Genomic DNA, 24,227 nt, shown 5'->3' on the forward strand with positions numbered 1-24,227 from the left:
AAACTGCAGGGCGCGGTGGCTTTTAACCTTGACTTGAGACCGGCTAATGGGTGTCACCTTTTTTATTTATCATCATAGTCAACATGATAGGTTTTTTGAGCCTTTGAACAACAACAGCATACGCTTTCTCAATACCTTAATGTCTTGTTCGTCACCACATGTATCCACCATGAACACGTGATCACTGCCGGCTTCAAACACTGCCGTAAAACAGTATGAATTTGAATAATATACGCCTTCCCAACCGGACCAATTCTCCCCAGAAACTCGATTGGCCTTTGATAGAGGGTGCATCCCTGTGCCAATTTTTAAACCGTCCGCCTCTTGCACAAAACCACTAGCTACAGCATCTGCAAAGCTCATAGCCGTGCAACTCATTTGAATATTTTTTGCTCTACCATCTTTATACTTGTACTTAATAAACAAAACATCATCAGTTTTAAAAAATGAAACGCCAGAAGCTTTTTTCACTTCCATCACACAACCTTTGCTTTGCACAACTAGATTCTCACTAGCATGTACAAAAGAAAACGAGCTCAAAAAATACAAAAAAAACCACTTATTCATTTCTTCTGCCTTTATACAAATGATGGCAATGGCAATAGCTCTTCTCCAGCACTTAAGCTCTCATAGAGTAGGTTCATAACAACAGCCTGAACATTACTGAAAAAAGAAATAAGTGGGACCAAATAAGCGGGACAGATCTATTTAAACGCCGTACCAAGACCAAAGTCAAAGAGCGCTACAAATAAATTTGTCCCTTTTAATTGGCAGCGTGAAATTTTACAGTTTTTTAACAAACATATCTAATAAATAGATCCACCCCTTTTTCACTTGCTTTTCACTTTTGATAAAACTTGTTATGCAGTTAAACTACTCTACAAAATCAATAGTTTCGACCATGTTAATTACTTCCTGCAGGGCTGAGTTCTTTAAGTCATCTAGATAGGCTACATCGCCACTACCGCAAATTGCAGCTGAGTCGTGAGGAATACAGAAAGCAAAACCACGAGTTCTGCTTCGCTCTTCACCATTCGTGACATCTTGGGATATTCCAGGAGCTGTCCAATTTTTCCCGTTCAATACATAAAAGGTATTGTGCATTGCAGTATTAGCTTCTACGTCGGAGTCAAGGCTCATAACCCATCCTTTATCAGTGACTTTCCCTCCCGACAGAGCGGCTATCGTTTCTGAGTCAATAGGGTCAATGCACAAAAACTTCAAATTCACTGCTAGTGGGCGTTTAGCTTTTGGCTTGATTACTTTAGAAAATAAAAAAACACCTGGGGTTTCCCCCCGATCAACCTCAAAACTTCCATTGTATAAGTTATTCATAGTGAACTTGCATTTACCTAGGTCAACAAGAATCATCGAAGGCGATACGCCGTCACCTCCGGCGAGCGCAGTCGTTGCGAACAAAAGAAACGCCATCATCCAAAATTTTTTCATTATTCTTTTCTCGCCTTAAATGGGTCTGGCAACTCGCGCTCAATGCCACTAGCATCTGGAAAAATCATTTGCTCCGTCAAGATGACTAGCGCATTTGTATAAGCTTGATTCCTAGCAAAAATCCCATTCACACTTCCGATTCTTTTTAAATCATGAACTGGACTACCAAAATTTACAGTTGCAGCAACTTGGCCAAAAACATCACAACTATAATAGATGTACTGCGACGCACCAACTTTCTCAACTATACGTTTCATTTCGGGATGCTTATCGGCCAATTTTGCTGCTTGTGTCCAAGCCCAATAGGCACCAGCGCTTTGGGTTGCATCTATAACTTTTACTTCCACATCGTCACGCCATCGTATAATTTCAGCCGTCAAGCCTTTCGAAATTAATTCACTGTCAGCGAGAGCAGTGTTCTTACCAGTACTTTCCGCTTGCTTATGGGCAGCATTAAGCGATTTTTCAAGCAATGCAGATACTGCGCGCCCACGAAACTTCCAATATTTCATGTAGTTCGCTGGCCATGTTAGCTGAAGCAAACCACGTCCATCCCAAGGGAAATATCTGGTATTTTTGTTATTTTCATGCAGGCTTCTCAACCATAATGTTTCTTGAGTGGAGTTTCCGAAAAAAGCAGACATTCGTAAAGTATTAGTAGCGATTAAGTATTTTTGCAGTGCTTTGTTCAGAGGAACTTGCAATCTAACGATATTCTGACGAGACACGCCATCGACGGCGACGTCCTCGGACACTAGCACCCCATCCTTTTTTCGCAATGCGCTAGTCGGCACTAATTGTACTATTTCTTTTTGGCTCAACCACCCACACTTCCTGAAGGCCTGAATAAACTCTTTCGGAGGAAAATGCCAGTGCTTAGACTTTATATCTTTCAAAACAGCATCTTCCCAAAACGCCATCGCTTGTTGGTGATTCTTTAGCTGCTCATAGTCATTTTCTGGCATTGCAGGCCCCAATTCTGACTCCTTCAATAGCCAACCATATCGAGTATCAAAGCTCTCACGACCCCACTCGCTTGGAAATTTAAAAATACATTTCCCTAATAGCTTTCGAGACTCTTCCTTTTCAATTATTTCCTGATTGTGCTTTTTAATCCTAAAACTTTTACTATAAACATGCTCTTCCTCTGGCTTTACTGGTGCATGCTTGAAATCTGGCGACTTGGATATTTCTACAATACTACGAGATGGATGAAATAGCGGATCTTCATCCAGCTTCAACAACGTCCTTAGATATGGTGACTGACAGTGGCTGTCTTCATCTGTATCGTCATCAATTAGTTTCCAACCTAGCCAATGAGGAAAATCTGCATCACTGAAACAGGTAACAGTGCTGGCGTTTAAGTTGAACCAAGCAACCCCTGTTGGTAGTGCTACCTGCCTCCAATGTGCAGCATTGGCAGGAGCAAGGGAGTCTGGACCTAGTATCCGACCGAATCGCAGCATTTCATAACCTGCGCTCGGGCAAGCAGGGTAACGAGAGCCAGCAATTTCAAACAGGTCGTATTCGAAGCCGTCGCTCTCTTTATGTTCACCAATACACTTACCATCAAGGGTGTAAGTGCTCAATACGCATTGCCCTTTTTCGTAATGCATCCGTACAAATAAGTCTTCTGGTGGTCGGGCTAGACAATCACCTGCGCTATTTTGATCAGTCCATTTAGCTGCGGGCTGTGAATAGCCTATTACTTCTGGAGGTAAGTAAAAATGCATATCGCCCCAGCAGCTATCCGTACGGCCAGCTTTCGTTTGATACGTTAGCTCACGTTCAGTACGACCAAAAAAATGTGGTATCTGAGTATCATCCGCGATGATCTCAAAATGAATTTTATCTGGTACGCCATAAATTTTTCCTGACTCACCAACAATATCTTTCCGATAAACCCGCATATCTACTTTTGGATTTACCAGCGATATTTTCGAAAGATGCATATAAATTGAATAGAAAACGACCTTAGAACTTTCGCCTTCCCCAATTTCTGTTTCATGTCGCAGGACAATACAACCGTTATCCGTCCATCCACCATAATTTAAAGGCGCATTCTCGGCGGTATCTACCGGAGTTGGTACACGGAAATAAGCTAGCTTTCCATCAGCAATAGCGCGGACTGGAAGTACTTTTCCCGACACGGAAGGTGCTCTTAGGTGAGTACCGCCATGCCAGTTCAAATCAAAGCTGATCGGAAAAAAGCCATCACCCGGCTCACCGCAAAGCATCGCTCGATTCAAATACGCTTCGTCGCTTTCTCCAGCGGTTGGGGCAGGAAGAAATGGAGGGCTAATCAACATAGGTGTGGTCCATATTTAATAAATTCTTCAAATCCATTGAGCGCTGGAGTCACAGCGATAACAGGTACTTGGTTTTTGGTTTCGGCTCTTCTGGCGCATTTGCAATCGCCTGATCCATCAAACTCCCCGCCTTATCCTTATCCGCCGCCCCCGGCAGCACCGGCGGTTTGATCCCGATCCCGGTGCCACTCCCCGCCGAACCGCCAGCATTAATCTTCACCACCGGCCCAACGACCGTCACACCACCGCCATCCAGCTTGATAAAACTGCCGCCGCCGAGAATCGTCAGCTCAGTCCCCGCCTCAATGACAATTTTGTCCCCAGCCTTGATGTGAATCTCTTTCCCTGCACTGGTCAGTTGCGCAGTCCCGAGCTTCACATGCTGGCTCTCGCCAATGGTCAGGTGGTCGTCCATCCGCGCTTCGATCTTGCGGTCGCTGATGGTGGTGCGGTGTTCTTCAGCCTTCAGCTCGGTGTAGGTGTTTTTCACCACCGTGTCGTGGCGTTCATTGCCGACGCGAATCTTCTGGTCGTGTTCGACGTTTTCATCCCAGTCGCGCTGGGCGTGGATGAAGATTTGTTCGGCGCCTTTTTTGTCTTCGATGCGCAGTTCGTTGTAGCCACCGCCGCCCGGGGAGCTGAGGGTTTTGAAGACGGTCCGGGTTTTGTTCGCCGGGAGGGCGTAGGGCACCGGGTTTTCCTTGTGGTACAGGCAGCCAGTGACGAGGGGCTGGTCGGGGTCGCCTTCGAGGAAGGTGACGAGGACTTCCATGCCGATGCGCGGGATGGAGATGGCGCCGTAGCGGTCGCCGGCCCAGGAGCTGGAGACGCGCAGCCAACAGCTGGTCTTGTCGTCGGCCTGGCCTTCGCGGTCCCAGTGGAATTGCACCTTGATGCGGCCGTATTGGTCGCAGTGGATTTCTTCGCCTTTGGGGCCGGTGACCATGGCGGTCTGGCTGCCGAGCACGCGGGGTTTCGGGTGTTCGAGGGCCGGGCGGTAGAACACGTCCCATGGAGTGGCGAGGAAGGTGTTGCGGTAGCCCTGGTGGAAGTCGTCCTTGTTGTCGGTGGTGTCGCTGGTCACCGACTCTTCGAGGACTTGCGGCTGTTTGCCTTCGTGGAAGATTTCAGTGAGCAGCCACAGGTCGTTCCACTCGCTGCGCGGGTGGTCGGACATTTCCATGAAGTGGCCGCTGACCAGTCGGGTCTGGTCGCCGCGACCTTCGGCCTGGCGATAGTCGGCGCGATGGCGTTCGAGGGCGCGCTGGCTGAGGAACTTGCCGCGGGCGCGGTCGATGAAGCGGCCGGGGTAGTCGTAGTCTTCCAGATCCGGTTCAGTGCTCTCGCCATCTGGCTTGTACGCTGCTTCCATTTGCAGGCGCGGTTTTTCGAAGTCGTAGTCGCGGCGGGTGGTGCGGCTGGTGCGGGTTTCCAGGCGCAGCCGGAAGCCTTTGATCACCGGCTCTTCGGCGACCATGCCGCTGCCCTGTACGTACGCGGTCGGTTGGCCGAGGTTCGGGAACACGGTCTGGTCATCGCCGAACACCAGCAGATGGCCTTTCTTGCTGTGCTGGAAGTGGTAGTGAATCCCTTCTTCTTCGCACAGACGCTGGACGAAGTGCAGGTCGGTTTCGTCGTACTGCACGCAGTAGTCGCGATCCGGGCACGGCTGGCTGAGCTGGAAGCTGTAGGCGTTGCCTTTGATGCCGTGCTCGTCGAGGATCAGCGCGATGATTTTCGGCGCCGACATCTGCTGATAGATGCGCTGGTTGGTGCGGTGATGCAGGTATTGCAGCTGCGGCACCAGCGAGACTTTGTAGCGGGTCAGGCGCTTGCCGGCATCGCCCTGGGCGGCGCGGTAGATCTGGCCGTGGATGCCCGAGCCCTGCGGATCGAGGGCGAGGAACGCCTGTTTGTGCAGGAGTTTTTCCAGGTCCAGATCCGGGTTTTCGCTGACCAGTTCCAGATCGAAACGGAACGGCTGGCTGATGCCTTCGGTGCCGGTGAACGACAGGACTTGCAGGTCGCCTACGTAGTCTTCAACGGTCAGGCTGAAGTGCGTTTCGTTAGCTGGGTTGAACATAGTGTGCTCCCTGTTCGAATGTCATCCGTTACGCCCGCAGTCGCAAACGCTGCAGCCAGGACGAAGTGGCGCCCAAGGCGTCACGCAATTGTTCAGCAGTGATGTTGCGCTCTGCCGCGTCAAAGGCCAGCGCGGTGCGCAGCGCTGGCCAACAGTGTGTCGGCAGATTTGCCGGGGCTTGCAGTTCACGATCCAGGTGTTCGTCTCGGGCCTGGGTCGAGGGCAAGCGGCGGAACGGGTGTTTGCCGCCCGCCAGCTCAAAGATCACGCAGGCCACGCCATACACGTCCGCGCTGGCCGACAACGGTTGGCCCTCGAGCAGTTCGGGGGCGGCGTAGCCCGGGGTCCAGGCGTTGAAGCGCTCGCGGCTCAGGTGCGGCAGGCCGGGCAGGATGCCCTCCTCGGCTTGCCCGAGACCGAAGTCGAACAGGCGCACGCCGTCTTCGCAGAGCATGACGTTGCTCGGTTTCATGTCACCGTGCAGCACGCCGCGACGGTGGGCGTAGGCCAGCGCGTCAAGCAGCGGCAGCGCGATGTCGCGCAGTTCTTTCCACGGCAGGCCCAGTGGCCGCTCGCAGAGCAGTTTGTCCAGGGTCAGGCCACGCATGAGTTCCATGGTGATGAAGGCCCGCTGGCAATCGGTGTCCACTTCGAACGTGTGCGGTCGCAGCACGTTGTCGTGGCGCAGGCGTCGGGTCAGGGCGAACTCGCTGTAGAGCAAGGCACTGGCGTCCGGCGACTCGGCAAATTCTTCGCTGAGGATTTTCAGCGCAATGTAAGGATCGGGATCGCCGAACTGTTCGTGCAGCAGATCCCGGGCCCGGTAAACCGCACCCATGCCGCCGGCCCCGAGCAGACGCTCGAGGTGATAGCGGCCGGCGAGTACGTCCGGCAGTGCACCGATGCTGGCCTTGGTTGGCGCCAGCAAAGGCTCTGCCTTGTTTTCCTTGACGAAGGCGAAGTAGGTCAGGTTGTTGGCCTGCTCTTCGCTCATCAGCAAGTCGTCGACTGAGGATTCGAGTTCAGTCATTGGCGAATCACCACGGCAGTCAGGTTGTCGCGAGCGGCGCCACGCAGGGCGCCGTCGAACAGACGTTCCAGCGCCACATGTGGCGCCGCCAGGCTGAGTGCGTTGCCGAGGGCATCGCTGCTCAGGCCTTGATACAAACCATCGCTGCACAGCAGGAACACATCGCCCGGATAGACTTCGAGTTCCAGCACATCCAGCGTCAGTTGCTCCGCCGCACCGACCGCCCGGGTCAAGGCCTGGGCTGCCGGGTGCGCCGCTGCCTGCTCGACGCTCATTTGTTGCTCGTCGATCAGTTGCTGCTGCAGCGAATGATCCTTCGACAGCTGATACAACCGCTGCCCGCGCCACATGTAGCAACGGCTGTCGCCGGCCCAGATGCAGGCCGCGCGATTGCCGTCCACCAGCAGCGCCACGACGGTGCTGCCCATGATGCTGTCGTGACGCCCGGCGGTGACGGTCAACTCCTGCCCCAGCCGCCGGTTCAGCCAGTGCAGGCACTGGCGGATGGCTTTGAGGCGTTCGTCGAAGTCTTCGTGCTGCGGTAGTTCAGCCAGGCTGGCGACGATCAACTGGCTGGCGATGTCGCCACCCTGATGACCGCCCATACCGTCCGCAACCACCCACAGCCCATGCTGCGGGGTGTCGAGGAAGGCATCTTCGTTGCGCGACCGCACCTTGCCCGGGTCGGTTCGCGCCGCGCTGCGCCAGGGACTGGCCACCAGCATCAGAGCTGCACCGGCATACGGAAGGTACGCATAACGCCCATGTCGAACGGGTTCGGCGTGCGCTGGCTGGTCAGCAGGTAGTTGGCGCGCAGGCCACCCACATCGGCTTTCAGCACCAGCACGTCGCGACCGGTCAGGTACTCGGTCTGCATCAGGTCGAACAGACGGAACAGCGACCACGGGCCGGAGTTCTTCTCGATGCCGATCGGGCGGCCGGCCATCTTGTCCATGACCAGGCTGGTGCGACCGTCTTCAGCATCGGTCGGCCACTTGAAGTTCATCGGCAGGATCGGACCGTGACGGTATTCCATGGTCTTGTCGCCGAACTTGAACTCGGAACGGCTGACCGCCGGATCAAGGGTGTACGGCTCCAGCTTGAACTGCACGGTCGGTTCGGCCGGGTTGATCGAGAAGAAGCTCTGGCGAATGTTGAGTGCAGCCGCCATCTGGTCGAGGAAGACCTTGGATACCGGCAGGCTGCGACCGTCGATGCTGCGCATCCGGTAGTTGCCCGGATCACCGCTGACGAACGGACGCATGTAGCTGTCGAAGAAGCGGTCGATGGTGCCCTGAGCCCGGAAGAACTCGCGGAAATCGCTGATCGCCACATCGCTGGTGCTCGACGCGCTGAACGGGTAACGCTGGTTGATGGTCTTGCCATACACGCTGTACAGCTCGCTCTGATAACGGCCGTTCAGGTATTGGTAGGCATCGTTGAGCACCAGGCGCCACGAGTCTTCGGCCAGCACGTTGAACCACACGCTCAGCGGACGCGGCAGACGACCGGACGCATTGCGCAGGTTGGTCAGCGCATCACGCTGGCCGCTCATGCGGGTCTTGGCCAGTTCGAACGCGGCTTGCTCCGGCGTGCTTGAACGGGCGAGGCCCGCCATTTGCAGTTGCAGGTCGTTGAGCGCGGCGAATGCCGGGGTCAGGTCAGCGGCCGGGCCGTTGTTGTCGTCGAGCAGCTTGTGCAGCGGTTCGAAGCGACGTTGCAGGGACTTCTTGGCGGTGTCCGGCAGGTTCTTCGCCACGTTCATGGCCGCAGCCTTGTCCGTCAACGCAGAGGCGAGTTTGCCGACCTTGCCCAGTTTGCCCTTCTGCCCTGCCAGCGCATCGGCAGCGTCGCCGGCTTCATCCACCGGCTCAGGGGCGGCCGGGAAGCGGGTGTTTTCACGCACTTCAGTCAGCAGCGCCAGCACCGGCGAGTTGGCCGAGGTCAGGCCCGCCAGTTGCTCGGCGCCTTCACCGGCATCGCTGATCGGCGGCAGCGCCACCTGGCCAACGGCCTCGCTCCAATAGTTGGCGTAATCGCGGAAGTACAGTTGCTCCAGCTCGACCATCAGGCGACGCAGATCCATGTCGCTGATGCCGGCGCCTTCACCCAGCACCCAGTTGTCACGCAGGATGTCGGTAACCAGCGACGCGCCTTGTACCGAGAAATACTGCTGATAACCGGTCTGGGTGTAGAAACCCGGGATCACGTATTCGGTGCCGATGAACAGCGAGCCCTGCGGGCCGAGGTGTTGGCTGAAGCGATAGTCCGGCAGGTTGCGCGCCTGCTCGCGGAGCATGCGATAGACCACGTTTGCCAGCGATTCACTGCGCAGTACCTGACGGGCCTGAGTCACCAGTTGCTCGTTGAGCGGGTAGATGAACGGCAGCTTCAGCAGACGCTCAAGGTGCGCGTTCAAACCGTTCTGCACCGCCGTGTTGCCGGTGTAACGCTGCGACCAGTCGGTAGCGACCCAGTCCTTGAGCCATGCCGCGTCGCGACGATCCTTCATGTTCAGCATCAGGTACGCGCGCAGACTGTTGATCAGTTTTTCGCGGTCCTTCATGTTGGCGCGGATCTGGCCTTCGAGCATGGTGGCAACGCGTGGCAGCAGTTGCTTTTCAAGCTCGCGCTCGTAAGCCTCCTTGACCACCGGGTTGACGTCCTGGCCCTGATACAGACCGACGCGCTCATGGTACGCAGCGTCGCCCTTCTTCGGGAACACCTGAGTCGCGGCGTAGCTGGTGTCGAGGGTTTTCAGCGTGCCCATGGCGTCATCGCGCGGCGACAGTGCCGTGCGCTGCTGAGTCCAGTTCTGCGCCAGGTTGCGCAGGTTTTCCAGACGCTCCCAGTTGGCCGAGAAACCGCCAGCCCAGAGCATGCCGAACAGCACCAGCGCACCCAGTGCACCGACGTACAACGCACGCTGGCCCCAATGGATGCGGCTGCGCTCGCGCTTGTCCAGACCGGCGAGGTCGGATTCGGGGAAAATCACTCGGCTGAGCAAATGGTGGATGAACCGCGAACGACCGCTGCGCAGCGTCGGCAGGACGCCGGCGCTCATGCCCAGGCTGGCGCCGATACCGGCGGTGGTCGAATCCATCTCGTGGGTCAGGTGCGGTGCGCTGGTCAGGTAGAAACCACGCAGTAGCGTCGCACGCTGGTAGCGGTTGCCAGTGAATGCCATGTCGACGAACAGGCACAGACGTTCGCCGATCTGGCCCATCTGGTGCGGGAAGTCGAGGATGCGGCCACGGCGCTGGGTGTCGCGCTCGGAGTGCATGCGCATGATCACCTGGCTGTTGAGGCGACGCAGCAGCTCTTCGAACTCGCCGCGCAGCACAGCCACGTCGGTGCCGACCTGATCCTTGCGGAAACTGGTGCCCAGCACCTGATCGCTTTCTTCGCGGGTCAGTTGGTCGAAGAACTCGTCGAAGCCCAGCAGCTTGTCAGCCTTGCTCAGCACCAGATACACCGGCACGTCGACGTGCAGCTTCTGATAGACGTCTTGCAGACGCGCGCGCACCTGGCGGGCCAGGGTGTCGATGTCCTGCTCGCTGCCACCGGTCAGGGTTTCCACCGGAATGGTTACCAGCACGCCGTTCAACGGACGACCGCGACGACGCTTGCGCAGCAGCTCCAGCAAGGTGGTCCAGGCGCTGCCGTCGACTTCCGAATCCGGTTGGGTCAGGTAGCGGCCGGCGGTGTCGATCAGCACACCGTGGTCGGCGAAGTACCAGTCGCAATGACGGGTGCCGTGGGTGTCGCGGGTCAGCTTGCGGTCGATCTTGTTGATCGGAAATTCCAGCCCGGAGAAATCCAGCAAGCTGGTCTTGCCGCTGGCCTGCGGGCCGATCAGCAAGTACCACGGCAAGTCACTGCGCCAGCGCTCGCTGCGGCCGCGATACAGGCTCGAAGTCTTCAGGGTTTTCAGGGCGTCCTTGAAACGCTCCTTCAACTCTTTCTGCTCTTCTTCGATCAGTTCGTCACGGCGGATACGGTCCTGGCCGTCTTCGGTTTCCTCGACGGCTTTCTTGCGGATACCGGCGCGCCAGCTGACGAAGACCATGGTCAGGCCCCAGATCAGGAACAGCACGCTGATGGTCAGCAACCGGGAGGTCGAGCCTTCCCAGAACTTGTAGTCATCCACAGCCAACAACGGACCGACGAACCACACCAGCAGGGCCACGAACAGCACCAGCAGCAGGGTCCAGACCCAGGTCTGGCGCAGGAAGGCGCCGACTTTCTTGAAAAACTTTTTCATCACACGTCCCTGTTTACGGCTGCGACTGCGGCTGGACCGCGGCCGGATCAAGCGGCTGATAAGGTTGCAGCACGGTGTCGCGCTGCTCGCCCAAGACCCAGGCGAAGCCCGAATACATCATCACCAGGCAGACAAAGGTGAACAGCACCACCATCCAAGCCGGCACGATGCGCACCAGATTGCGGCGCTGATCGTTGAGGCCTTCCCACTGCGGCGACAATTCGCGCGGCACGTCGCCACGCAACTGACGGATCTGCCGGTACAGGGCGTCGCGGATGCCTTCGAGTTCCAGCATGCCGCGCGCCTGCACGCGGTACTTGCCCTCGAAACCGAGGGACAGGCACAGGTACATCAGCTCCAGCATCGGCAGGTGCTTGACCGGGTTTTTCGACAGCCGATCGAGCAGCTGGAAGAACTTCTCGCCACCGAAGGTTTCGTTGTGGAAGCTGCTGAGCAGGCTCATCTGCGACCACTCGCTTTCGTTGCCCCACGGCGTGGTCACGACGGCTTCGTCGACCACGGTGCAGAGCACGTAACGGGCGGCCATCACCTGACTGCTTTCGGCGCCGTTGTGCAGGGCGCGCACTTCAAACAGCTTGAGCCCGGCGGTCAGGCGCTCGTTTAGCGCGTAGAGGTCTTCGCGGGTTTCGCTGTGCTTGAGGCGCACCACTTCCGACAGCAGTTCGGACGAGGCCGCCACCAGCGAATTGAGGCTGATGTTGAAGGCCTCCGCCGGGCGTAGGCGCGCGGCGTAGATCATCCGTTCTTCCAGTTGTTCGAAGCGCGGTGGTGCAGCGAAGTCGGTCAGCGGACTCGCCGCCGGGCCATGGCCCTGACGGTCGAGCAGGACGGTTTTGTCGTCCTGGTTGTGTTCCATGTCCTTGATCATGTCGGTCAGTTCCTGATGGCCCAGAATTTCAGTTCAAGCTCGGCGAATTCGCCGGACACGTGGAACGCGAAGCCGCCGGAGCGCTCGAGTTGTGCCAGGTCTTCGGAACTGAGTTCGAGGATGAAATAGGTTTTGTTCGAGTGGAACGCGATCTGCCGCGGGGCCACCGGCAACGGTTTGACCTTGATCCCCGGCAAGTGCAGGTTGACCAGTTGGCGGATGCGCTCCACCGGGCCGACCTTGAGGTGCGCAGGCAAGCGGTTGCGCAGTTCTTCGGAGTCGCAGTTGGCGCTGGCTGCCAGCACGAACGACGCCGAGCCCAGCAGTTTGTGGTCGTGCAGCGGCGACACGATGATTCCGTACTGACGCGCTTGCAGGATCAGCTCGATCGCGTGCTGTTCCAGCACCATCGACAGCACCTGACGGATCGACTCCATCAGTTTGCGGAAGCTCGCGCCCTGGTCGGCGTGGGAGTAGCGGCTGTCCAGACGCGGGCGTTTGCTGTCGCTGGAGAAGGTCGCCAGATCGCCGAGCATGGTCAGCAGCGTGCGGTACAACTCTTCCGGGTGAACCTGCTCCAGGCCCAGGTAGTGGCGCAGCAGCAGTTCGGTGCGGTTGATCAGTTGCAGCATCATGAAGTCGCCGATTTCCGCGCCGCCGACCTTGCCGTTCGAACGAATACGCTCGGCAATGGTGTCGCCACGGTGACCGAGCATGCTGATCACTTCTTTCAGGCACGACAGCAGGTAGCTGGAGGCGTGGGCCTGAATGTAGGTCGGCACGAAGTCCGGGTCGAGGCTGATCACGCCGTCCGGCGTGGTGTCGAGCACGTCGCAGATCTTCAGCTTCACGTACGCCTGGTCGCTCTGTTGCTCGCCGAGCAACAGTTTGAAGTCCGGGCGACCGCATTTGACCTGGCTCGACGAATCATCGCCGGCGTTGGAGTCGGCCACTTCGGTTTCATAGGCGGTGTAGCGCGCCAGCACGTCGGACTGCTCCGGGCGGCGGGCTTCGATGTGGTTGCCGGTGACCAGTGGCAGCGCCAGGTAGATCGGCGTGTTGCCGGTGTTCGGCGGAATGTCCAGCGCCAGCGGCTCGGTGTTGCCACCGAGTTCGAACAGGCTGCCGTCCGGCAGGATCCCCGAGGCTTCACTGATCACCAGTTTGCCCATGTTGAGGAACTGCAAGTCGATCTCAAGGTTCAGGAAACCCCAGGTGTAGCCGCCCAGCAACTGGGTGCGGGTCTTCATCTGGTGATCGTAGTAGCGGTCGTTGTGCTGGAAGTGCTGCGGGCGCAGCAGCATGCCTTCCTGCCAGATGACTTTATGGGTATTCATGATCAGTCATCCGCCTTGGCGAGCACTTCGTTGGTTTTGCGGATACCGGCCTGATCGAGGGTCAGGTCGGCGTCGGTGACTTCCAGCGGCGTGATCGGGAACGTGTGGCGCCATTTGGTTTCCGGCAGGTCGCGGTACGCGGCGAGGATGCCGATGTAGCGGCTGCCCTCCTCCACGCTAAGTTTCAGTTCCACGGTTTCACCCGGACGCAGTTCGAGTTCTTCGCTGGCCACCAGATCCGGGTTGAGGGATTCCTTGGCGCGCTCGTAGAGGCTGAAGAAATCGGCGTTCTCGAAGGTCACCGGGTGCTTGAGTTCGAACAGGCGCACCACGATCGGCGACGGACGACCATTGAGGTCCGGGTTCAGTTGATCGCTGCCGGTGATCTTGAGGTTGATCTTGGTCACTTTCGAATACGGCGACATCGACGAACAACCGGCGAGCAGCACCAACAGGGTGAGCGCGGTCAGCGTCTGGAAAAAAGCGGTCGAGCGGCGAGACATGCGCATCATCCTTGGTGGTCGGTGTGGAGGGTGGAGATCAGGCGGATCTGTTCTTCGTAAGCCTGGGCGAAGTCGCGGGCCAGCAGGCGCTCGCTCCAGTCATCGTCCTGACGCAGCGCGTGGTGGTAGCGGTTGAACGCTCTCCAGCGACCGCCGGAGGTGGCGAGCAACGGCTTGTTGTCGCGCTCGAAGCGCAGGGTCAATTGCTCCGGCGAGAAGTGCTCCAGGGTGCCGCGCACCGCCGCGCGGCTGGCGGTCAGCAGCGCCACCTGATGCGCCTGCAAGTCGCGGAACGCACGGGAGATGGCCTGCTCGGCCGGCAAGTGGCCCGGCTTGTGCGGCTGCAACAGGATGTCCAGCGCTTCGCTCGGATCGACGGCGAATTTCAGCGGATTCTTGTTGGTGCCTTGCACTGTGGTCTGGGCCAGACGCAGTTCGTTCTTCAGCTCGGAACGGGTGCGCAGGCTCTGTTGCAGACCGCCGATGCTCTGGCGCAGCAGACGTGCGGCATTGACCGCCAGCGCCTCGCGCTCGTCATGGCTCAGGCCTTTCAGATCGACACCCAGTGCTGCCCCGAAGTGATCCCAGAAGCCCTGAGGCTGACGCTCGACTTCTTTCGGTGCCGGCGCAGGTTCAGGCTTGGGCTCGACGATCAGCTCCGGCACCATCAGGCTTTCCATGTCGATGCGCGCATAGTCGGCGCGCTGACGGGAGTCTTCCGGGTCGGTGACCGGCGCAAGCATTTCCTCGAATTCCGAGTACACGCGCTCTTGCTGCTCCAGCGACTTCAACGGGTCGAGGTCGAGGAATGCGTCGTCCGGAATGATGGTGCCGGCGGCACGTGGCAGGCCCGCTTCACCGTCGAAGGTCGCCGGGTCGCGCACCAGACGTGCACGAATCTCGAAGTCGCCCAGCACGTAGGTGCTGCCGTGCTCGATGCGCACCGGTTCGCCCTTGTGCAGACGTGCGCCGCTGTCGCCGTCCTGAACACCGTTGCTGCTGGTGTCGGTCAGGAAGAACGTACCCTCGCGATAGCTGACGATCGCGTGGTGGTTGGACAGGTGACGCTTGCGGTCAGGGATGATCCAGTCGCAGTCCTCGCCCCGCCCGATCACGCCGCCGGCCTGTTTGAAGGTCCGCTGGCACAGCTCGGTGGGCACGAACTGCTTGGTGTTCAGCATTTCGAAAACCAATTCCATGTTTGATGCTCCTTGCGGTCACTTGCCGCGATTGACCGCCTGCGGATCACCCAATGGGCGGTAATCGTTATCGTTGAATTTGTAATTGCCGCTACAGCCGCCGAGGCCGCATAGAACGACGAGGGTCAGCAGGACAGCGTGCCAGTGACGAACAGACATCAGAGGGTCTCCAGGTGTAGACAAAGCACAAAGCGCCGACCCTTTCGGGCGGCGCTGATATAAGCGGACGAGGTGAAACCGACGGACTTTTGCCTACCCATCGAAGTCACCCAGATTGATGTTCAAACGGCCGAGCCGGTACAGCAGCGTGCGACGGGGCAAACCCAGTTCGCGGGCGGCGAGCGTCTGATTGCCGTCGTTCTTGCGCAGGCAATCGAGCAGCAGATTGCGTTCGACCGCCTCCAGTCGTTCGCGCAGATTGAGGCCGCAGTGGTCTTCCGGTGTTGGCGCCGGTTCCAGGCGCAGCGAGAAATGCTCGGCCAGCAACTCGCCGCCCTCGCACAACAGCACTGCCCGTTCGACCAGGCCTTTGAGTTCGCGCACGTTGCCGGGGAAGGTGTAGCCGGACAGGTGATCCAGCGCCGCTTCCGACCAGCGCACCGGATCGCGTTGCAGGAATGCGCAGGCCTTGTCGGCGAAGTGCTTGGCCAGATCGAGAATGTCGCCTTCACGCTGACGCAGGGCCGGCAACTCGATCGGGAATTGCGCGAGGCGGTAGTACAAGTCCTCGCGGAATTTGCCTTCGCTGACCAGCACCGACAGATCGCGGTGCGTCGCGGCAATGATGCGCACATCGATCTTGTGGGTGTCGTTGGAACCCAGCGGACGGATCTCGCCTTCCTGCAACACGCGCAGCAACTTGGCCTGCAACGCCAGCGGCATGTCGCCGATTTCGTCGAGCAACAGCGTCCCGCCATTGGCCGCGTCGAACAGCCCGGCGCGGTCGCGGTCAGCACCAGTGAAGGCGCCTTTGCGGTAGCCGAACAGCTCGCTTTCCAGCAGGTTTTCCGGGAACGCCGCGCAGTTCTGCACGATGAACGCCTGGGACCGGCGCGGGCCGCAATCGTGGATCGCCCGCGCGACCACTTCCTTGCCGGTGCCGGTCTCGCCGCGCAACAGCACGGTGTACGGGCTGTGCAGGACTTTGCTGATCAGCGAGTAGGTCTGGCGCATCGCCGCGCTCTTGCCGATCAGGCCGTAACCGCTGGCGCTTGGCAGACTGCGCACGACCGGCGCGGCCGCATCCACTGGCTGGCGCAGGCGTTGCAGCAAGTGCAACTGACCGAGCACGAACGAGCCGAGCTGGCCGAGGGAATCGGCAAACCCTTGCAGGTTGATATGGCGACGGCTGGCGCACAGCAGCAGGCCCTCGACCGCCTTCTGCCCGTTAACCAACGGCACGCACAACAGCGACTGCCACGCCGCGAACGATGCCGGCAGGAAACTGGTTTCGTGCAGGCTGCCGCCCAGGTCGTCGAGGCACACCACGCGGTTCTGGCACAGGGCGAATTGCAGCAATTGCTCGCCGTTGTAATCCGCCGGCAGGCTCGCGGCACCACGCGGTTGCAGCAAGCCGTCGAGGCACTCGGCGTTCATTCCGAGGCTGGTGTGCGTGGCGTCGAGCAGGTACAGCTGCGTCAATTCGCAACCACTCAACCCGGCCACGCCGCGCACGAAGTCACCCAGCAGCGCAGCACCGTCCGCCGAGCGCGACAGGCTGGCGAACTGCGCCAGCAAGGCTTCGGCATAGAGCAGTGGCTGCGGCACTTGAGTGAACATCACACTCACCTCAGGCGAACTCGCAAGTCACGCTGGCTTCGCCGTCGAGCGTCGCATGCACGCGCTTGAGGCTTTCACCGGTGGCCATGGCGTCGAGCAAGCGGTCGGCTACCAGCGGCAGCACGTGCTGATCGAGCAAGTGGTCGATCAAACGCGCACCGCTTTCGCTCTGGGTGCAGCGCTCGGACAGGTGATCGACGAGGTTCTGGCACCAGCTGAAATCCAGCTGACGACGGTTCAGGCGCTCGCCCAGACGACCGAGTTTGATCTCGATCAGCTCGCGCAGGACCGGGCCGCCGACCGGGTAGTACGGCACCACTTTCATCCGCGCCAGCAGCGCCGGTTTGAAGTGTTTGCTGAGCACCGGGCGAATGGTTTCTTCCAGCACTTCGGCGGTCGGGCGTGCGCCGTCTTCGCAGAGGTCGCTGATCTTGTCGCTGCCCAGGTTCGAGGTCATCAGGATCAACGTGTTGCGGAAGTCGATCTCACGACCCTCGCCGTCGTTGGCCACGCCTTTGTCGAAGATTTGGTAGAACAGGTTGAGCACGTCCGGGTCGGCCTTCTCGACTTCATCGAGCAACACCACCGAATACGGCTTCTGGCGCACGGCTTCGGTGAGCATGCCGCCCTCGCCGTAACCGACGTAGCCTGGCGGTGCACCGATCAGGCGGGAAACGGTGTGCTTCTCCTGGAACTCGGACATGTTGATGGTGGTGATGAAACGGTCGCCGCCGTACAGCAGGTCGGCGAGCGCCAGTGCGGTTTCGGTCTTGCCGACGCCGCTCGGGCCGACGAGCAGGAACACGCCGACCGGTGCGTCAGGCTTGTTCAGACCGGCAGCGGTGGCGCGCATCGAGCGATCCAGTGCGTGGACGGCTTGTTCCTGACCACGGATGCGAGTGCGCAGGTCGGTGGCGAAGCTCGCGACCTTGGCGTTGTGTTCGCGGGCCAGTTGCGCCAGCGGCACGCCGGTCCAGGCGCTGATCACTTCGGCCACCAGACGCGGGCAGACTTCGAAGCTGACCAGACGCTCCTTGACCTGAGCGGCGGTCAGGGCGCTGTGGGTTTCGTTGAGTTGCGCTTCCAGCGCTTCGACGCTGAGGGCTTCGTCGACGTCGGCGGCGTGGGTTTCGATCACGGTGCCTTCGGCGTCTTCCTCAACAGTCACTGTCGGCTCGACCGCCGCCGCTTCACGGGCCTTGGCCAGTTGCTGACGCAGTTCCAGCAGGCGCTCGGCCAGTTGTTTCTGCTCGGTCCACTGGGTTTCCAGTGCGACCATTTCGTCTTCGGCTTCGTCCAGACGCGCTTCCAGTGCCTCCAGCGCTTCGTGATCGATCAACAGACCGGCTTCGGCATCGCGGCGCAGGGCCTGACGCTGACGGCCACCTTCAGCCAGTTCGCCACGCAAGCGCTCCAGACTTTCCGGCGCAGCGGCGAGGCTGATGCGAACGCGGGCGCACGCGGTGTCGAGGACGTCGACCGCCTTGTCCGGCAGTTGGCGACCTGCCAGGTAACGGGCGGACAGTTCCGCTGCCGAAACCACCGCGTCATCGCGCAGGTAGATGCCGTGGCTCTTCTCGTAGACCTGAGCCAGACCACGCAGAATGGTCACGGCTTCGTTCACGGTCGGCTCGTGCAGTTGAACCGGCTGGAAACGACGGGCCAGGGCCGGGTCTTTCTCGAAATATTTCTTGTACTCGGCCCAGGTAGTCGCGGCGATGGTGCGCAGTTCGCCACGGGCCAGCGCCGGCTTCAGCAGGTTGGCCGCGTCGGAGCCGCCGGCATTGCCACCCGCGCCGATCAGGGTGTGGGCTTCGTCGATGAACAGGATGATCGGCTTCGGCGAGGCTTTGACCTCGTCGATCACGCCTTTCAGACGACGTTCGAATTCACCTTTGACGCTGGCGCCGGCCTGCAACAGACCCATGTCCAGCGACAGCAGCTCGACGCCTTTGAGCACTTGCGGCACTTCACCGGCGGCGATGCGCGAGGCCAGGCCTTCGACGATGGCGGTTTTACCGACACCGGCCTCACCGACCACGATCGGGTTGTTCTTGCGGCGACGGGCGAGGATGTCGACCATCTGGCGGATCGCGCCATCGCGGCACAGCACCGGGTCGAGTTTGCCGTCGCGGGCCTGTTGGGTCAGGTTGTGAGTGAAGCGCTCCAGCAACGATTCGCCCTGGGCGGCGGGTTTGCCGTTGGCCGCAGCCTGAGGCTGTTGCGACAGGGCAAATTCCTTCAGGCGATCGATGTTCAACTTGGCGAGCAACGGCTGGTAGCGGCTGCCGGCGTAACGCATCGGGTTGCGCAGCAGCGCGAGGATCAGGGCCGCGTCTTCGACCGAGGTCTGGCCCAGTTCAAGGTTGGCCACCAGCAGCGCGTCTTGCAGCCACTGCACCAGTTCCGGAGCGAACACCGGGTTGCGCGAAGCGCTGTGCTCGACCCGCGATTGCAGCGCGGCGCTCAGTTCGCCAGCGTCCACGTCGGCATCTTGCAGTGCGCGTGAGAGCAGACCGTTCGGGCGCTCCAGCAAGCCCAGCATCAGGTCTTCAACCAGAATCTTGCTGCCGCCACGGGCGACGCAGCGCTCGGCCGAACGCTCCAGATCGCGACGGGTTTCGGCGTCCAGCGCCTGGATGAGTTGTTGCAGGTCTACGTTGATCATGGCTCACGTCCTTAATGAATTTTGCTGCCGAGGGTCACCACGCCGTCTGCTTTTTCGCAGCCCAGCCAACTGGTCCACCCCAGGCGACAGTCGTTCTTCTCGCCAATGCGCAGTTCGCGGATTTCTTCCGGGCGCAGCACCAGGCGAATGTCGTAATCGAGCGGGTCACGCAAGGTGAACCGCACCAGCGCGCAGAGCGGCTGGTAACCGAAACCGATGGGCAGGAATTCGTGGAAGCGTTCCCAGTCGAGTTCGGTGATGTGAATGCGGAACTTGCCGCTGCGGTCGCGCACGTGTTCGCCCAGCACCAGGTCTTCGCCCAGCACGCTGTTGGCGAAGCCGAGGCGGTTGCGCTGTTCTTCGAGGATTTCCACGCGGCGCTCGATGCACTGCTCGATGACCAGGTCTTCGTGCTTGAAGTAGTAACGCAGCACCGCTTCGATCAGCGCCGCCGAGTGCGCCCGCAGGCTGAGCAGGCCGAGGTACGGCAGCAGGCGTTTCCAGTTCAGCTCCTTGGCCTTGCGGATCTCGTCGCCGCCGAGGCCGATCAGGGCGAACAGCTGCGACGAGAACGGGTCGACCGCGCCGCTCTGGAAGCTGGCGCGATAGCGATACTTGCGCCAGATCGGCAGCATCAGCCGTTGCAGGCGATGGTGGAACAAGTCGAGGAAGTTGCGCGTCGGGTTGCCGTCTTCGCTGTCGCCCAGGGCTTGCTCGCCATAGAACGCCGGCAGCGGCGAGCCGGAACCGACCAGTCCGATCAGGTTGAACCGCAGCCGCGCGCGCATCTGCCCGTGCTCTTCGAAAAACTCCACGCGATCGACATCGCTGCGGGGAAATCCGAGGCTCGGGTTGGCCTGGAATTCCAGCTGGTCGTACAGGTCGTCTTCGCTCAGGTACGGGTGCGCCTCGCGCAGCCGGTCGATGACCAGCAGCACGGCCTGAAACAGCGAGTACTCGCGTATTACCTTCGTCAGCCCGCTTAAAGCAGGGGCTGCAGGCCCATACGTGGTGTCCATTGGTACACCTCTCCCTGTGTGCTTTTTACTCGCAGCTCGTGGAATGAATTGAGACTGGCGTAAAGCGCGAAAAACTCGTTGAGAACCGAGGCGAAGACGAACAGGTCGCCCTCACCGATATACCCTTCCGGATCGATGGTCAGTTCGGTGCGCAGACCGCGCACCGGCAGACCACGGTGCAACCGGTCGACGTGGTGATGCTTGATCAGTTTCAGACCGCCGAGCAGGCGTTTGCTGACCTTTTCCGCGTGCTGGTCGTAGTAGCGCGGCAGGTCGTAGGTTTCGAGAATCACCTTCAATGCATTGACGTCGGCCAGCGACAGATAGTTGAGCGACATGTTGCTGATCAGCTTCCACAGGAAGTCACGGTTCAGCGGCGGCGCGAAACTGGAAGTGGCCGGGGTGATGTTGCGGAAACTCAGGAACTCCGGCGTCTCTTCGCAGGCCATGCAGATCTGCCCGAGCTTGAGTTTGCGCGGCAGGTTCTGGTTGGTGCAGACCAGCTCGATCGACAGGGTTTCGTGGGCTTCGGTGTGGCGGATGCCGAAGCTCAGGTAGGTGTCGAGGCCGTCGTGCAGCAGCGACGAGCGCTGGCGAATGCTGTAATGCGGACGGCTGTTGGGCACGTCGAAGCTCGGATCGTGCTCGAAGGATTCGAACGGCACGTACTCCTGATAACCGAGGCCGCCGGGCTTCCAGCCAGTCACGGTTTCCACCGAGAACACGCCGCAGTTTTCCAGATCGAATTCCGCCGGCAGCAGCAGGTATTCGTCCTGTTTGCCGTCGAGGCGGATCGGCAGCGCGTCGTGCTTGAACAGGTTGACGATCGGCGTGCAGAACAGCTTCACGTTATCCAGGGTCGGACGCATGCGCATGATGCCGCTCTTGCGGATGTCGAAGCGCAACTCCAGGCCGCGCATCTGCTTGAGGGTGTCTTCCGGCAGCGCCTTGAGAATGTCCAGACCGTGGACATCGACGAACAGGAACTTGTCCTGGAAGGCGAAGTATTCCTGCAGGTAGCGATAGCCGCGGAAGGTGTTCAGCGGATACGGGATCAACGCTTCTTCTTCGGCAAAACCCACCGGCTTGACCCGGTCGCCCGGAATCTTGAACGCCATCGGCTTGCCGCTCACGCCATCGATAGGCTTGCCGGCGCCGTCGAGGGGGATCAGTTCGATGCCGTCGAGGTTGCGCAGCAGGCTCAGGTAGAGCATCTGGCTGATGTAGCGCTCGCCGGCAAAGTGCAGGCGCAGCTTGCTCAGCTCCAGCTCGCCGAGGTGGCCGTCGGCACTCATCTCCAGACGCAGGCTGAGCAACGAGCCATCGCCCTTCACCGAGTAGTTCAGCGCGGCCAGATCCAGCGCCATGACTTCGGTCGGGTAGCAGGTGCGGAAGCGGCAGCGCACGTCTTCGATCGGCACGCTTTCAATCGGCGTATCACGCTCGACCTTCAACGCCGGCCCGGAACGCTTGAGCGGATCGAACTGCAGAATGCTGAACGCCGGCAGCGGACGCATGTAGTTCGGCCACAGCAACTGCATCAGCGAATGGCTGAGCTCCGGCAACTCGTCATCGAGCTTCTGGCGCAACCGCCCGGTCAGAAACGCAAAGCCTTCCAGCAACCGCTCCACATCCGGATCCCGCCCGGCCTGCCCCAGGAACGGCGCCAACGCCGGACTACGCTCGGCGAAACGGCGGCCCAGTTGGCGCAGTGCGGTGAGTTCGCTTTGGTAGTAGTGGTTAAAGGACACGGGTTACCTGCCTGGTAGTGTTACTCATCAAAAAAATATCCTGTAGAGCGCGACAGTCACGCCGGCACAGAAATAGCCGCCGATCAGGAGGTACGGCACGAGCAGGCAGCGTCATCGATGTATTCATGCGGGAGGCACCGATGAGTAGTAACCGCCGGCGATTTCGATTGTGACCAGCGAAACCAGAACCATGAACGTCAGTGCTCGATGCAACCATGACTGGCGCAGACGTTTGCTGATCGCCGTGACGATCAACATGAAACTCAAGATCGCGATGCCGCCGAACAGATTGCTGTCGGCGATGAACATCAGATACATGCGCATCTCGTCGGATACCGCGATCATGGGCAAAACACTCCATCCTTGAGAATCCAGTTGCGTTGCAGTCCATCGCGCTCGCGTTTGGCACCGAGCAAGGCGTGGCGCATTTCATCTGCGCTGACAAGGCGCTCACGCTCCGGCCCTTTCATCGTGAGCGAATAGCGACCGCTGATCTGCTCTTCGACGTCTTCACCGTAGGACTTGTAGCTGGCAACACTGACTCGCTCGCCCGGTGCAACCAGACGCGGCGTGATCGGCGGCAACCAGTTGGTCGAATGCTGCGGTTGCACTTCAAGCGGTACGCCACAGGTGTTGACGAGGTAAATGTCGTTTATATAAACCAGCTGCGTCGTGCAGCCCCCGAACAACAGGCCAACCGCCGACAGCGATGTCATGCAGGCGCTGAATTTCACTGAACACGCCCTCCCTTGCTCGTCGTGACCGGCACGTACGAATCAACGAAGAGGTATTCACCGTCGAAAGCGCTGACCCGATTCATCGTCAACGGTTTGCCATCGTGAGTGGCGAAGCGCACCCAGCCTTCCTTGACGAGACTGCCGCCCTCTGAGCGCACCTCAATGAAGTAGTCCGGTGGACTCGACCGGGTAATTTCGATGAAGTCGCCACCATCCTCGGCACCACGCCAAACCGCGTCGGGATGACCGGGCAATACCGGTTTTTTCGAGTGACTCCAGCTCAATTTGCTCGCGACCATCACGACCGCGATGATTGCCAATGCTCCGATCAGGCTCAGCAGGTGGTTGAGCCATTTCCATACGCGCGGCCAAGGCATCATGGCGTGCACCATGTACGCACATCGCGCTTGTCGAAGCCTGTGCACTGGTTGTTTTTGGCGATCAGGCGCATTCCGGCACCCACCAGTCTTCATAACCCTGCGTACCTGGATACAGCACCGTCGCGCCTCTGAAATCCGGAGGCTCAACAAAAACTTCAGTCACCCGAAAATTCCATTCGGACGATTCCAGCAGCGTGCCGTCAGCGGTGTACACGCGGAAAAAGTACTCACTGGCGAACAACTCGAACACACTCCCGATCAATCCCAGCTTGTGATAGCCAGGCGCGTAGGTTACGAGATAGCACTCGCCCGAATCGTTCGAGTGCCGGGTGATGGGCTCTGCCGTTACACCACCGAAAATCTTCAACCCAAGCAAAACAGTACAAATGCACACACCGGCCAGCGCGGTCACCAACAGCATTCGCGATGTCGCTCGACGCGGATGAATCGTCAGCGGTTGCGCCCCAGTCTGCCGGCGCCAGCGGGTGTACACCGAATTTATGGCGCTGGTCAGCAGGATCGCGCCAACCGTCAAACCACCCGTAAGTGCGCAGTACGCCAAACCCCGCATGGGATACTGCGGCAGCAGGTAAAACAGGATCGTCAGCATCATGAAAATCACCAGGCCAAACGCAATGGCCTGGCGCTGAATGAAGACCAGAATCAGATTCAGAGAAACGAAAAAGTAGAAAATCAGGTACATCGCCATGCCAATGGCAACGCCACGCGAGGTCAGCCCACCGACCAGCTGTTTGTAGGCGGGCACGGCATAGCCATTCAGGACGATATAAATCACGCAGACCAGCGCATGCACGGCCAACCCGATGACT

The 24,227-nt window shown here is 59.3% G+C and carries 20 protein-coding genes; all 20 read right to left on the bottom strand.

Annotation, left to right across the window (positions count from 1 at the left end; all coding sequences use genetic code 11):
- Positions 1–78: 78 nt before the first annotated feature.
- Positions 79–567 carry a hypothetical protein gene (locus ACW9HX_RS06470; RefSeq protein WP_457379935.1) on the bottom strand — a complete coding sequence of 163 codons (489 nt, stop codon included), beginning with the start codon at positions 565–567 and terminating at the stop codon, positions 79–81.
- A 306-nt stretch (positions 568–873) separates the two neighbouring features.
- A complete protein-coding gene (locus ACW9HX_RS06475; protein ID WP_457379936.1) occupies positions 874–1,449 on the bottom strand; it encodes a hypothetical protein in 576 nt (191 codons plus the stop codon).
- Positions 1,449–3,758 (bottom strand): hypothetical protein, encoded by a 2,310-nt coding sequence (locus ACW9HX_RS06480; protein ID WP_457379937.1) that lies wholly within the window; start codon positions 3,756–3,758, stop codon positions 1,449–1,451. The genes ACW9HX_RS06475 and ACW9HX_RS06480 overlap by 1 nt, the downstream gene beginning before the upstream one ends.
- Before the next feature lie 49 nt (positions 3,759–3,807).
- The gene (locus tag ACW9HX_RS06485; RefSeq protein WP_457379938.1) at positions 3,808–5,841 is read right to left on the bottom strand and encodes a type VI secretion system Vgr family protein; all 2,034 of its coding nucleotides are present in this window, start codon (positions 5,839–5,841) and stop codon (positions 3,808–3,810) included.
- A gap of 28 nt (positions 5,842–5,869) precedes the next feature.
- On the bottom strand, positions 5,870–6,871 hold the full coding sequence (locus ACW9HX_RS06490) for a serine/threonine-protein kinase (RefSeq protein WP_457379939.1): 1,002 nt from the start codon (positions 6,869–6,871) through the stop codon (positions 5,870–5,872).
- Positions 6,868–7,596, bottom strand: coding sequence for a PP2C family protein-serine/threonine phosphatase (locus ACW9HX_RS06495; protein ID WP_011336583.1), 729 nt, complete (start codon positions 7,594–7,596; stop codon positions 6,868–6,870). Before ACW9HX_RS06495 ends, ACW9HX_RS06490 begins: the two co-directional genes overlap by 4 nt.
- Positions 7,596–11,135 (bottom strand): type VI secretion system membrane subunit TssM, encoded by a 3,540-nt coding sequence (tssM, locus tag ACW9HX_RS06500; protein ID WP_457379940.1) that lies wholly within the window; start codon positions 11,133–11,135, stop codon positions 7,596–7,598. Before tssM ends, ACW9HX_RS06495 begins: the two co-directional genes overlap by 1 nt.
- Before the next feature lie 13 nt (positions 11,136–11,148).
- Positions 11,149–12,024 carry a type IVB secretion system protein IcmH/DotU gene (gene icmH / locus ACW9HX_RS06505; protein ID WP_007954389.1) on the bottom strand — a complete coding sequence of 292 codons (876 nt, stop codon included), beginning with the start codon at positions 12,022–12,024 and terminating at the stop codon, positions 11,149–11,151.
- 5 nt (positions 12,025–12,029) lie between these two features.
- The gene (tssK, locus tag ACW9HX_RS06510) at positions 12,030–13,361 is read right to left on the bottom strand and encodes a type VI secretion system baseplate subunit TssK (protein WP_230734285.1); all 1,332 of its coding nucleotides are present in this window, start codon (positions 13,359–13,361) and stop codon (positions 12,030–12,032) included.
- A gap of 2 nt (positions 13,362–13,363) precedes the next feature.
- Positions 13,364–13,864: a type VI secretion system lipoprotein TssJ gene (gene tssJ / locus ACW9HX_RS06515; RefSeq protein WP_457379941.1), complete on the bottom strand. Its 501-nt coding sequence runs from the start codon at positions 13,862–13,864 to the stop codon at positions 13,364–13,366.
- Between the two features lie 5 nt (positions 13,865–13,869).
- On the bottom strand, positions 13,870–15,063 hold the full coding sequence (tagH, locus tag ACW9HX_RS06520) for a type VI secretion system-associated FHA domain protein TagH (RefSeq protein WP_457379942.1): 1,194 nt from the start codon (positions 15,061–15,063) through the stop codon (positions 13,870–13,872).
- An 18-nt stretch (positions 15,064–15,081) separates the two neighbouring features.
- Positions 15,082–15,222: a hypothetical protein gene (locus ACW9HX_RS06525; RefSeq protein ID WP_003229566.1), complete on the bottom strand. Its 141-nt coding sequence runs from the start codon at positions 15,220–15,222 to the stop codon at positions 15,082–15,084.
- Positions 15,223–15,315: 93 nt separating this feature from the next.
- Positions 15,316–16,842 carry a sigma-54 interaction domain-containing protein gene (locus ACW9HX_RS06530; protein ID WP_457379943.1) on the bottom strand — a complete coding sequence of 509 codons (1,527 nt, stop codon included), beginning with the start codon at positions 16,840–16,842 and terminating at the stop codon, positions 15,316–15,318.
- Between the two features lie 10 nt (positions 16,843–16,852).
- Complete coding sequence (tssH, locus tag ACW9HX_RS06535; RefSeq protein ID WP_457379944.1) at positions 16,853–19,510, bottom strand: type VI secretion system ATPase TssH; 2,658 nt, start codon at positions 19,508–19,510, stop codon at positions 16,853–16,855.
- A gap of 11 nt (positions 19,511–19,521) precedes the next feature.
- Complete coding sequence (gene tssG / locus ACW9HX_RS06540; protein WP_457379945.1) at positions 19,522–20,529, bottom strand: type VI secretion system baseplate subunit TssG; 1,008 nt, start codon at positions 20,527–20,529, stop codon at positions 19,522–19,524.
- Positions 20,493–22,280 (bottom strand): type VI secretion system baseplate subunit TssF, encoded by a 1,788-nt coding sequence (tssF, locus tag ACW9HX_RS06545; RefSeq protein WP_096817214.1) that lies wholly within the window; start codon positions 22,278–22,280, stop codon positions 20,493–20,495. Before tssF ends, tssG begins: the two co-directional genes overlap by 37 nt.
- Positions 22,281–22,403: 123 nt before the next feature.
- Positions 22,404–22,625, bottom strand: a complete 222-nt coding sequence (locus ACW9HX_RS06550) for a hypothetical protein (RefSeq protein WP_096817211.1) — start codon at positions 22,623–22,625, stop codon at positions 22,404–22,406.
- Positions 22,622–23,014 (bottom strand): hypothetical protein, encoded by a 393-nt coding sequence (locus ACW9HX_RS06555; protein WP_457379946.1) that lies wholly within the window; start codon positions 23,012–23,014, stop codon positions 22,622–22,624. Before ACW9HX_RS06555 ends, ACW9HX_RS06550 begins: the two co-directional genes overlap by 4 nt.
- Positions 23,011–23,397 carry a hypothetical protein gene (locus tag ACW9HX_RS06560; protein WP_457379947.1) on the bottom strand — a complete coding sequence of 129 codons (387 nt, stop codon included), beginning with the start codon at positions 23,395–23,397 and terminating at the stop codon, positions 23,011–23,013. The genes ACW9HX_RS06555 and ACW9HX_RS06560 overlap by 4 nt, the downstream gene beginning before the upstream one ends.
- A gap of 61 nt (positions 23,398–23,458) precedes the next feature.
- Positions 23,459–24,217, bottom strand: coding sequence for a hypothetical protein (locus tag ACW9HX_RS06565; RefSeq protein WP_457379948.1), 759 nt, complete (start codon positions 24,215–24,217; stop codon positions 23,459–23,461).
- Between the last annotated feature and the right edge of the window lie 10 nt (positions 24,218–24,227).

This window comes from Pseudomonas sp. SDO52101_S400, assembly GCF_054071635.1.

Excerpts from the sequence above, each read along its gene's own strand:
- ACW9HX_RS06470 (WP_457379935.1), bottom strand. The coding sequence starts at position 567 with ATGAATAAGTGGTTTTTTTTGTATTTTTTGAGCTCGTTTTCTTTTGTA.
- ACW9HX_RS06480 (WP_457379937.1), bottom strand. The coding sequence starts at position 3,758 with ATGTTGATTAGCCCTCCATTTCTTCCTGCCCCAACCGCTGGAGAAAGC.
- ACW9HX_RS06530 (WP_457379943.1), bottom strand. The coding sequence starts at position 16,842 with ATGTTCACTCAAGTGCCGCAGCCACTGCTCTATGCCGAAGCCTTGCTG.
- tagH (WP_457379942.1), bottom strand. The coding sequence starts at position 15,063 with ATGGAATTGGTTTTCGAAATGCTGAACACCAAGCAGTTCGTGCCCACC.
- tssH (WP_457379944.1), bottom strand. The coding sequence starts at position 19,510 with ATGATCAACGTAGACCTGCAACAACTCATCCAGGCGCTGGACGCCGAA.
- ACW9HX_RS06525 (WP_003229566.1), bottom strand. The coding sequence starts at position 15,222 with ATGTCTGTTCGTCACTGGCACGCTGTCCTGCTGACCCTCGTCGTTCTA.
- tssK (WP_230734285.1), bottom strand. The coding sequence starts at position 13,361 with ATGAATACCCATAAAGTCATCTGGCAGGAAGGCATGCTGCTGCGCCCG.
- ACW9HX_RS06475 (WP_457379936.1), bottom strand. The coding sequence starts at position 1,449 with ATGAAAAAATTTTGGATGATGGCGTTTCTTTTGTTCGCAACGACTGCG.
- ACW9HX_RS06560 (WP_457379947.1), bottom strand. The coding sequence starts at position 23,397 with ATGATGCCTTGGCCGCGCGTATGGAAATGGCTCAACCACCTGCTGAGC.
- ACW9HX_RS06485 (WP_457379938.1), bottom strand. The coding sequence starts at position 5,841 with ATGTTCAACCCAGCTAACGAAACGCACTTCAGCCTGACCGTTGAAGAC.
- tssJ (WP_457379941.1), bottom strand. The coding sequence starts at position 13,864 with ATGTCTCGCCGCTCGACCGCTTTTTTCCAGACGCTGACCGCGCTCACC.
- tssG (WP_457379945.1), bottom strand. The coding sequence starts at position 20,529 with ATGGACACCACGTATGGGCCTGCAGCCCCTGCTTTAAGCGGGCTGACG.
- icmH (WP_007954389.1), bottom strand. The coding sequence starts at position 12,024 with ATGATCAAGGACATGGAACACAACCAGGACGACAAAACCGTCCTGCTC.
- tssM (WP_457379940.1), bottom strand. The coding sequence starts at position 11,135 with ATGAAAAAGTTTTTCAAGAAAGTCGGCGCCTTCCTGCGCCAGACCTGG.
- ACW9HX_RS06550 (WP_096817211.1), bottom strand. The coding sequence starts at position 22,625 with ATGATCGCGGTATCCGACGAGATGCGCATGTATCTGATGTTCATCGCC.
- ACW9HX_RS06490 (WP_457379939.1), bottom strand. The coding sequence starts at position 6,871 with ATGACTGAACTCGAATCCTCAGTCGACGACTTGCTGATGAGCGAAGAG.
- ACW9HX_RS06495 (WP_011336583.1), bottom strand. The coding sequence starts at position 7,596 with ATGCTGGTGGCCAGTCCCTGGCGCAGCGCGGCGCGAACCGACCCGGGC.